General features: G+C 41.9%; 9 protein-coding genes, 12 tRNA genes and 1 rRNA gene. 21 read left to right on the plus strand and 1 reads right to left on the minus strand.

Going from position 1 to position 8,312, the window contains the following annotated elements:
* From ACOZ9X_RS19990 to ACOZ9X_RS20020, 7 genes are all read left to right on the plus strand, one after another.
* The gene (locus tag ACOZ9X_RS19990) at window positions 1-402 is read left to right on the plus strand and encodes an anti-sigma regulatory factor (RefSeq protein WP_066285716.1); all 402 of its coding nucleotides are present in this window, start codon (window positions 1-3) and stop codon (window positions 400-402) included.
* A gap of 11 nt (window positions 403-413) precedes the next feature.
* A complete protein-coding gene (locus tag ACOZ9X_RS19995; RefSeq protein ID WP_423419715.1) occupies window positions 414-1,421 on the plus strand; it encodes a PP2C family protein-serine/threonine phosphatase in 1,008 nt (335 codons plus the stop codon).
* 63 nt (window positions 1,422-1,484) lie between these two features.
* Window positions 1,485-1,817: an STAS domain-containing protein gene (locus ACOZ9X_RS20000; RefSeq protein WP_144704763.1), complete on the plus strand. Its 333-nt coding sequence runs from the start codon at window positions 1,485-1,487 to the stop codon at window positions 1,815-1,817.
* Complete coding sequence (gene rsbW, locus ACOZ9X_RS20005) at window positions 1,814-2,299, plus strand: anti-sigma B factor RsbW (protein WP_066390806.1); 486 nt, start codon at window positions 1,814-1,816, stop codon at window positions 2,297-2,299. The genes ACOZ9X_RS20000 and rsbW overlap by 4 nt, the downstream gene beginning before the upstream one ends.
* The gene (sigB, locus tag ACOZ9X_RS20010) at window positions 2,265-3,056 is read left to right on the plus strand and encodes an RNA polymerase sigma factor SigB (protein ID WP_066390807.1); all 792 of its coding nucleotides are present in this window, start codon (window positions 2,265-2,267) and stop codon (window positions 3,054-3,056) included. The genes rsbW and sigB overlap by 35 nt, the downstream gene beginning before the upstream one ends.
* Window positions 3,053-3,664, plus strand: coding sequence for a SpoIIE family protein phosphatase (locus ACOZ9X_RS20015; protein ID WP_423419716.1), 612 nt, complete (start codon window positions 3,053-3,055; stop codon window positions 3,662-3,664). Before sigB ends, ACOZ9X_RS20015 begins: the two co-directional genes overlap by 4 nt.
* A gap of 139 nt (window positions 3,665-3,803) precedes the next feature.
* Window positions 3,804-5,933 carry a Tex family protein gene (locus ACOZ9X_RS20020; RefSeq protein WP_423419720.1) on the plus strand — a complete coding sequence of 710 codons (2,130 nt, stop codon included), beginning with the start codon at window positions 3,804-3,806 and terminating at the stop codon, window positions 5,931-5,933.
* Window positions 5,934-5,963: 30 nt separating this feature from the next.
* On the opposite strand, the gene cmpA is transcribed toward ACOZ9X_RS20020, so the two are convergent.
* Window positions 5,964-6,086, minus strand: a complete 123-nt coding sequence (cmpA, locus tag ACOZ9X_RS20025; RefSeq protein WP_137792088.1) for a cortex morphogenetic protein CmpA — start codon at window positions 6,084-6,086, stop codon at window positions 5,964-5,966.
* A 96-nt stretch (window positions 6,087-6,182) separates the two neighbouring features.
* Here cmpA and ACOZ9X_RS20030 point away from each other — a divergent pair, with 96 nt between their 5' ends.
* The 14 genes from ACOZ9X_RS20030 to ACOZ9X_RS20095 form a co-directional block, all read left to right on the plus strand.
* On the plus strand, window positions 6,183-6,641 hold the full coding sequence (locus ACOZ9X_RS20030; RefSeq protein WP_423419717.1) for a SprT family protein: 459 nt from the start codon (window positions 6,183-6,185) through the stop codon (window positions 6,639-6,641).
* Between the two features lie 176 nt (window positions 6,642-6,817).
* Window positions 6,818-6,892, plus strand: a tRNA-Asn gene (locus ACOZ9X_RS20035).
* A gap of 3 nt (window positions 6,893-6,895) precedes the next feature.
* Window positions 6,896-6,986, plus strand: a tRNA-Ser gene (locus ACOZ9X_RS20040).
* A gap of 3 nt (window positions 6,987-6,989) precedes the next feature.
* Window positions 6,990-7,064: transfer RNA gene (locus ACOZ9X_RS20045), tRNA-Glu, on the plus strand.
* Between the two features lie 34 nt (window positions 7,065-7,098).
* Window positions 7,099-7,174: transfer RNA gene (locus tag ACOZ9X_RS20050), tRNA-Asp, on the plus strand.
* A 15-nt stretch (window positions 7,175-7,189) separates the two neighbouring features.
* A tRNA-Gln gene (locus ACOZ9X_RS20055) sits at window positions 7,190-7,264 on the plus strand.
* A 42-nt stretch (window positions 7,265-7,306) separates the two neighbouring features.
* Window positions 7,307-7,382 (plus strand) — tRNA-Lys (locus ACOZ9X_RS20060).
* A 15-nt stretch (window positions 7,383-7,397) separates the two neighbouring features.
* Window positions 7,398-7,481 (plus strand) — tRNA-Leu (locus ACOZ9X_RS20065).
* Between the two features lie 52 nt (window positions 7,482-7,533).
* Window positions 7,534-7,619 (plus strand) — tRNA-Leu (locus ACOZ9X_RS20070).
* A 35-nt stretch (window positions 7,620-7,654) separates the two neighbouring features.
* Window positions 7,655-7,731 (plus strand) — tRNA-Arg (locus ACOZ9X_RS20075).
* A 10-nt stretch (window positions 7,732-7,741) separates the two neighbouring features.
* Window positions 7,742-7,818 (plus strand) — tRNA-Pro (locus ACOZ9X_RS20080).
* A 7-nt stretch (window positions 7,819-7,825) separates the two neighbouring features.
* Window positions 7,826-7,899: transfer RNA gene (locus ACOZ9X_RS20085), tRNA-Gly, on the plus strand.
* Between the two features lie 11 nt (window positions 7,900-7,910).
* A tRNA-Ile gene (locus ACOZ9X_RS20090) sits at window positions 7,911-7,987 on the plus strand.
* Window positions 7,988-8,180: 193 nt separating this feature from the next.
* Window positions 8,181-8,312, plus strand: a 16S ribosomal RNA gene (locus tag ACOZ9X_RS20095); the annotation flags it as partial.

The raw sequence follows: 8,312 nt of genomic DNA on the forward strand, positions 1-8,312 counted from the left end.
ATGGACATCCAATCCTGTGTGGAAGTACGCAACGAGTGGGACATCGTAAGTGCCCGTCAACTCGGAAGAAACATGGCTAAAGAGCTCGGTTTCGGAAACGTTGACCAAGCAAGAATAACAACAGCCATTTCTGAACTCGCCCGTAACATCTATCTTTACGCAGGACGAGGAAAGATTTGCATCGAACCAATCGATCAATTAGGAAGAAAAGGACTACGAATCGTAGCCTTAGATAATGGTCCTGGAATTCGAGAGATCCGAAAAGTTATGGAAGATGGATATACTACTTCTGGCGGATTAGGAGCTGGATTACCAGGCGTGAAGCGATTAATGGATGAATTCTCAATCGAATCCACTGTAGATGTGGGGACGGAGATATCAGCTACTAAATGGCTTCGTTAGGAGGAGAGCTCTTGACCGCAAAAGACGCACTAACGGAACGTTATCAAGATTTATTATCGGTCTATCTAAAAGCCAAAACAGAGACGACCCTCTACAAAGGGCAACAATTCAGCAGAAAGTTATTAGAACAGCAGATTTCACCAGAAGATCTTGTCAGTTTGCACATTCAAGTGATGGACGAGCTGTTTCCAGATATGTCTGAAGAAATGAGAGATTCTTTTGACTTTCTGCTCGAAGCGATGATCGGCTACGGTTTTGCTTATCGAGAGCATCAAAGTTTGCGTGATAAGCAACAACAGCTTGAATCAGAGATTGAAGTTGCCGCAAGTATGCAGCAGACGTTACTGCTCAGTGATGTGCCAGAGTTTGATCAGCTGGACATCGGTGTAGTGAGTGTTCCTGCTAAAAAAATGAACGGTGATTATTATAATTTTGTTAAGAGCGGCAACAGTTTAAGTGTCGCTGTAGCAGATATTATAGGTAAAGGCATACCCGCTGCACTCTGTATGTCTATGATTAAATATGCGATGGACAGTTTACCTGAAGAACAGATGAAACCTCATCTTCTTTTAGAGAACTTAAACCGTGTCGTTGAACAAAATGTTCATAGCAACATGTTCATCACGATGTTTCATGGGGTTTATGAACCTGAAAATCATAAGTTTTACTATGCGGGTGCTGGTCATGAACCAGGCTTTTTCTATCACGCAAAGGAAGACGAGTTTCAAGACTTGATCGCAAAAGGTCTAGTTCTCGGTGTATCCAGAACAACCACCTACCATCCCTACGAAAAGATGATAGAAGTGGGAGACATGGTTATTCTTCTTTCAGATGGAGTAACCGAGTGCAGAACAAGCAAAGGGTTCATCGAAAGAGAAGAAGTCGTTGCTCTTATTCGAAAGTATATGGATCTGCCCTCACAAAAGATTGTTGAAAATGTATTTCAGGAGCTTGATCGCCTTCAAGGCTTTGAGCTAAGAGATGATTTTACTTTAATTATTTTAAAACGACTGGTTTAAACAGTATTTGATTAGGGTAAAGGTACCTTATATGGTTCCATACAAAGCTTGGGGGGAAATAAAATGAATTTGCAAATAAATCAAGATCAAATAAATGAAACATACGAGTTAAACCTTACAGGAGAAGTGGATGCTTATACGGCTCCTAAGTTAAAAGAAGTAATGCTTCCATTAACAGAGAAAGAAGGAAACATCGTAATCGTAGATCTTTCTGGAATTGAATACATGGATAGCACAGGGCTTGGTATTTTCGTAGGAGCTTTAAAATCTTCTAAAGCAAATCATAGCTCTTTAAAATTAAGAGGCATGACAGAACGCGTTAAACGCATTTTTGAAATTACTGGATTAACGGAAGTCATGGATATTGAAAGTGGAGTAAAGGGGGAGGCGCTATGAGAACAGCGTCCGACTATATTGAAATGAAGGTCCCTGCAAAACCGGATTATGTAGGTGTCGTCAGGTTAACGATCTCTGGCCTGGCCAACCGCATGGGTTTTGCGTTTGACGAAATTGAAGATATCAAAATTGCAGTATCAGAAGCTGTAACGAACGTTGTTAATCATGCCTATTCCGATACTGAAGATAAAGGCCAAGTTCGTATTGGCTGTAATATATATGATGACCGCATGGAAATTACGGTTGTCGACCAAGGAAAAAGCTTTGATGTCGAATCTATCTCAAAAAATCTTGGCCCTGTAGATGGTAAATCAGTTGATCAACTGCATGAGGGAGGTTTAGGCCTCTTTCTGATAGATACATTAATGGACAAGGTAGAAATAAGCAGTGAAGCCGGTGTCGTTGTAATGATGACAAAGTATCTTCACAGAGATGAGGTGGAGGAACATGTCGACAGAATCTCACCAGCGCCTTCACAGTAAAGAACAAGTCTATGCTTGGATCGATGAACTGCAGCAAGACCCAAAGAATGAAGAAATTCAGACGAACCTCGTGTTGCAGTATCAAGACTTAGTTCATTCACTAGCTCGGAAGTTTTCTAAAGGCAAAAGCATTCATGACGATTTAGTACAAGTTGGTATGATTGGATTGCTTGCGGCTTTTAGAAGGTACGACAAAACGTTTGGAAGATCATTTGAATCTTTCGCTGTTCCGACCATCGTCGGAGAAATTAAACGTTTTATCCGTGATAAAACATGGAGTGTTCACGTACCTCGTCGAATCAAGGAACTTGGACCTAGAATCAAGAAAGCAGTTGAAGAACTAACTACGCGTTTACAAAGATCACCGAAAATTTTTGAAATCGCAGAGTACCTAGAAGTTTCTGAAGAGGAAGTTCTAGAGACAATGGAGATGGGCAAAAGTTATCAAGCTCTATCTGTAGATAGTTCCATTGAAGCAGATCAAGAAGGAAGCACAGTTACATTACTCGATCTAGTTGGTTCCAACGATGTTGGTTTTGATCAGATTGATAAAAGAATGCTTTTGGAAAAAGCTTTTGCTGTTCTTTCTGAACGTGAACGCGAAATTCTTCAATGTACGTATTTTGAGAATTTAAGCCAAAAGGAAACGGGAGAACGTTTAGATATCTCTCAAATGCATGTGTCCCGACTTCAGCGACGAGCACTTGAAAAACTTAAAGAAGCGTTGCGTGTATCACCTTCGGAGGCTCTTAGATGATCGAACACTATCAGTTTAGCAAAGCATCTGTTTCCTCTTATCAAAAACCGAAAAAGGGAAATGATCTTTGCGGAGATAGTTTTTATGTAAAAGAAACGGAAGATTATTTGATATGTGCAGTAGCGGATGGTCTAGGAAGTGGTAAGATGGCGAAAGAAGCTTCTGGGGCCGCTACTGATATTATCGATCAAAATCATCATGAAACTGTCGAGGGATTAATGCATCTTTGTAATGAAGGGCTAAGACATACTCGTGGTGCCGTGATTGCCATTGTTAAAGTCGATTATCATAATCATACCGCTACTTATTCAGGGGTTGGTAACATCCGTTTTATGATCTCTGCTGAAAGACAAAGAGCCATACACCCTTTGCCGAAAGTTGGTTTTCTCGCTGGAAAGCCTGAAAAATTTAAAGTACAAGACTTTAAGTTCGAAAAAGAGTTAACACTGATGCTTTATTCGGATGGTATGGACATTCATACACAGAGCCGTTCGTTGTTAACGAAAATGATATCACCAAAAGAATCGGTTCTCTATATCAGTGGATTGCCTCAAGATATTAATGACGATGCAACCTGTCTCGTCGGACAAATAAAATTGATTTCGTAAAACATCACCTTCATTAGTTTGTAGGGTGGTGTTTTTTGTTTTTTTACGCCACCACTTCCTTGGTTTATAATAGTACTAATTGATTGAAAAAGGAGTGTTCTTATTGGGACAACCTATTAGTGAACAAGCATTGAGAACAATGGAATCCGAATTGAACGTAAAAGGAAAACAAATTAACCAGGTTATCGCTCTACTAGAAGAAGGAAACACGGTCCCGTTTATTGCACGTTATCGAAAAGAATTAACGGGTGGCTTAGATGAAGTGCAGATCAAAGACATTATGGACCGATGGACATATTTGCAAAATCTAGCTTCACGTAAAGAAGAGATCCTTCGTTTAATAGAAGAACAAGGAAAATTAACTGAAGAATTATCGGCAGCAATTGCAAAAGCCCAAAAGCTCCAGGACCTTGAAGATATTTATCGTCCATACAAACAAAAGAGAAGAACAAAAGCAACAGTTGCGAAAGAAAAAGGCCTCGAACCGTTAGCTTTATGGCTATTAGAGCAAAGAAATGATGATCCACTAACGGAAGCGGCTTCCTACATAAACGAAGAAAAAGAAGTTCATTCTGCTGAAGATGCATTGTCTGGAGCGAAGGACATTATCGCTGAAATGCTCTCAGATGATGCAGATATGCGAAAATGGATCAGGGAAGACACGTTTTCAAAAGGCGAGATCAAAACAGATGGAAAAAACACTGAATTGGATGAGAAAAAAGTATTCGAAATGTACTATGAATACCAAGAGCCTATCCGTAAGATTGTTCCACATCGTGTTTTAGCGGTGAATCGCGGAGAAAAAGAAAATATTTTAAGAGTAGGTATCGCTGCTCCTTCAGAACTGATCGTTTCAAAGATGGGGAGAAAAGTTGTGAAACGTTCGAGCTCGCCAGCGGCACCTATTATCTCGGAGGCGATTGAAGATGCGTATAAACGATTGATCGCGCCTTCCATCGAACGAGAAATTCGCGCGGCTCTAACCGAACAAGCGGAAGAGCGTGCAATTCATATTTTTTCTGAAAATGTAAGAAGTCTTCTATTACAAGCGCCACTAAAAGGAAAAGTTGTTTTAGGAGTTGACCCTGCTTATAGAACGGGTTGCAAACTAGGAGTTGTAGATGAAACGGGAAAAGTGCTTCATATCCAGACGATCTACCCTACACCGCCGCGATCAGAGGTTGAAAAATCGGCAGCGGTTGTAAAAAAACTAATTGATCAGTATGATATCGAAATCGCAGCGATCGGAAATGGGACAGCATCACGCGAAACAGAGCAATTTATTGCTGAAACATTAAAAGATCTAGAAAAATCGGTAGCATATGTGATCGTTAACGAAGCGGGAGCGAGTGTGTATTCAGCTTCTACAGTCGCTCGAGAGGAATTCCCTGATCTTCAAGTTGAAGAAAGAAGTGCGGTATCCATTGCGCGAAGACTTCAAGATCCGTTGGCAGAGCTTGTGAAAATCGATCCAAAGTCTATTGGTGTGGGTCAGTATCAGCATGATGTTTCTCAAAAAAGACTAGGTGAAGAAATTTCCTTTGTTGTGGAAACAGCGGTTAACCAAGTGGGTGTTAACGTGAATACCGCATCATCGTCTCTTCTTCAATATGTATCCGGGTTGTCCAAAACCGTTGCACAGAACATTATTGTTAAACGAAACGAGGTAGGAAAGTTCAAAAATCGATCAGAACTGAAGAAAATTCCTCGTCTTGGTGCAAAAACGTATGAGCAATGCATCGGATTTCTACGTGTAGTAGACGGAGATCAACCACTCGATCAGACTGGGATTCACCCAGAAAGCTACCCGGCAACGAAAGCTTTATTAAAAGAACTCGGATTCAAACCTGCTGATATCGGTTCAGACGCTCTTGCTGAAAAGTTAAAATCACTTTCACTCGAAGCAACATCAGAAAAATTAGATATCGGCGTTCCAACATTAAAGGATATAATCGAAGGGCTTATGAAACCTGGGCGTGATCCTCGTGATGCTTTTTCAGGGCCAGTCCTTAAAACAGATGTTCTTAAGATGGAGGACTTGTCACAAGGGATGGAACTTCAAGGAACGGTTCGAAATGTTGTGGATTTTGGTGCGTTTGTAGATATAGGCGTAAAACAGGACGGGCTTGTTCATATTTCGAAGCTTACGGATCGATTCGTAAAGAATCCGATGGATGTCGTTAGCGTAGGGCAAGTCGTTACGGTTTGGGTAGATTCAGTAGATGTATCAAAGCAACGAATCGCTCTAACCATGATCGCCCCTAATTAAGGATAAAAGATAAAGCACTTCTCCAGTGGACTATTCTTCACTGGAGGAGTGTTTTTTGTTATAAAAGAACCAGCATTGATTAAGTAAGCGGATTTGGTAACGGTCTTTTTGATAATAAGCACGACGGAGCTGTCTTTTAAACCATGTTGGCATATAGAGAACCTCCTTGAACTTCCCAATCCGTTATTTGTGTATTAGTCTATGTATAGGAGCTTGTTAATGTGAACTAGAAATGTAAGGAGCTTGACCATGACGAATGAAGAATTGCAGAAGCTAACGGAGGAGATTTCAATTCAGTTCTTCAATAAAACGTTTCGCCACCAAGCGAGATTCAATAGAAGGCTGCGAACAACAGGTGGACGTTACCTGTTGCGATCTCATGATATAGAAATGAATCCTCATCTTTATGAAGCATTTGGTATAGAAGAATTGATCGGTGTCATTAAGCATGAGCTCGTGCACTATCATATGCATATCGAGGGCAGAGGATATAAACATGGTGACGATGATTTTAAATATTGGCTTCATAAAGTAGGGGGGTCTCGTTTCTGTCAATCCATCCCGGAAAAAAGAAGAACAGAGAGCTATAAATACGCTTATTTATGTACGGACTGTATGCAGTCCTATAAGAGAAAGAGGCAAATTGACACGAAAAGATATGTGTGTGGAAAGTGCAGAGGGAAATTAAAACAGGTTTCTTTAAAATAGGGTGTTGACTTCGAATATAGGTATGTGGTAATTTAATAAAGTCGCTGTTAGACATACCTATTACATAGCTTTTAAAAGCAGGTATCGTAAAGCGAATGCGGCTCAGAAAAAAATTCTTAAACTAGTTGACATCTGAGGCGAAAACGATTATGATATTAATTGTCCTTAAAAGACATTCCACAGTAGCTCAGTGGTAGAGCTATCGGCTGTTAACCGATCGGTCGTAGGTTCGAGTCCTACCTGTGGAGCCATACAGAGAAGTACCCAAGTGGCTCAAGGGGCGCCCCTGCTAAGGGTGTAGATCGCTAACGCGGTGCGAGGGTTCGAATCCCTTCTTCTCTGCCATGTGGCCCGTTGGTCAAGCGGTTAAGACACCGCCCTTTCACGGCGGTAACACGGGTTCGAATCCCGTACGGGTCACCATATACTTTCATAAAAGTAATACCTATAGATTGATGGACTCGTGGTGTAGTGGTTAACATGCCTGCCTGTCACGCAGGAGATCGCCGGTTCGACCCCGGTCGGGTCCGCCATTATTTCTAAGGTGTTGGGCTATAGCCAAGCGGTAAGGCATCGCACTTTGACTGCGACATGCGTTGGTTCGAATCCAGCTAGCCCAGCCATTTTTTCTTTTTAAGATAAGTGTTTAAAAACACTTCGAGTAAGAGCCATTAGCTCAGTTGGTAGAGCATCTGACTTTTAATCAGAGGGTCGAAGGTTCGAATCCTTCATGGCTCACCATTTTCAAATTAATATGCGGGTGTGGCGGAATTGGCAGACGCGCTAGACTTAGGATCTAGTGTCTTTGACGTGGGGGTTCGAGTCCCTTCACCCGCACCATATTAATTTTTTCTCAATAAGTTGCAGTGCTCATGCGCTGGCATCTAGCCGCGCGGTCGTGGCGGAATGGCAGACGCGCTAGCTTGAGGGGCTAGTGGGGGTATCCCCGTGGAGGTTCGAGTCCTCTCGACCGCACCAACTTTAATTCATAACATAGAATACATTTAATATATGCGCCCTTAGCTCAGCTGGATAGAGTGTTTGACTACGAATCAAAAGGTCGGGAGTTCGAATCTCTCAGGGCGCGCCATATTTACTTACGGGAAGTGGCTCAGCTTGGTAGAGCACCTGGTTTGGGACCAGGGGGTCGCAGGTTCAAATCCTGTCTTCCCGACCATACTTATGCGGGTGTAGTTTAGTGGTAAAACAAGAGCCTTCCAAGCTCTGGTCGTGAGTTCGATTCTCATCACCCGCTCCATTATTTTTTACGGGCCTATAGCTCAGCTGGTTAGAGCGCACGCCTGATAAGCGTGAGGTCGATGGTTCGAGTCCATTTAGGCCCACCATATGATCGTAAAAATGATCAAAAAAGAATTTCAAAAAAAGCGCTTGACTTTACAACTTCCATTCGGTAAGATGATAAAGCTGTCTCGGAAAAAGACAAGCCAAACACACAGTTCTTTGAAAACTGAACAAAAGAAATAGGTAAGGAATTAAGAATTAATTCCGTCAGTTTTAAAATCGAGCAAGACAAACACTTTTATGGAGAGTTTGATCCTGGCTCAGGATGAACGCTGGCGGCGTGCCTAATACATGCAAGTCGAGCGAATGATGAGGAGCTTGCTCCTCTGATTTAGCGGCGGACGGGTGAGTAACACGTGGGTAATCTGC

It is taken from the genome of Fictibacillus nanhaiensis (assembly GCF_049537595.1).
Classification (GTDB): Bacteria; Bacillota; Bacilli; order Bacillales; family Fictibacillaceae; genus Fictibacillus; species Fictibacillus nanhaiensis_F.

What these genes read in the sequence shown, in the direction of transcription:
- ACOZ9X_RS19990 (WP_066285716.1), top strand. Translation starts at nt 1, where the DNA reads ATGGACATCCAATCCTGTGTGGAAGTACGCAACGAGTGGGACATCGTA.
- ACOZ9X_RS20000 (WP_144704763.1), top strand. Translation starts at nt 1,485, where the DNA reads ATGAATTTGCAAATAAATCAAGATCAAATAAATGAAACATACGAGTTA.
- rsbW (WP_066390806.1), top strand. Translation starts at nt 1,814, where the DNA reads ATGAGAACAGCGTCCGACTATATTGAAATGAAGGTCCCTGCAAAACCG.
- sigB (WP_066390807.1), top strand. Translation starts at nt 2,265, where the DNA reads ATGTCGACAGAATCTCACCAGCGCCTTCACAGTAAAGAACAAGTCTAT.
- ACOZ9X_RS20015 (WP_423419716.1), top strand. Translation starts at nt 3,053, where the DNA reads ATGATCGAACACTATCAGTTTAGCAAAGCATCTGTTTCCTCTTATCAA.
- ACOZ9X_RS20020 (WP_423419720.1), top strand. Translation starts at nt 3,804, where the DNA reads ATGGAATCCGAATTGAACGTAAAAGGAAAACAAATTAACCAGGTTATC.
- cmpA (WP_137792088.1), bottom strand. Translation starts at nt 6,086, where the DNA reads ATGCCAACATGGTTTAAAAGACAGCTCCGTCGTGCTTATTATCAAAAA.
- ACOZ9X_RS20030 (WP_423419717.1), top strand. Translation starts at nt 6,183, where the DNA reads ATGACGAATGAAGAATTGCAGAAGCTAACGGAGGAGATTTCAATTCAG.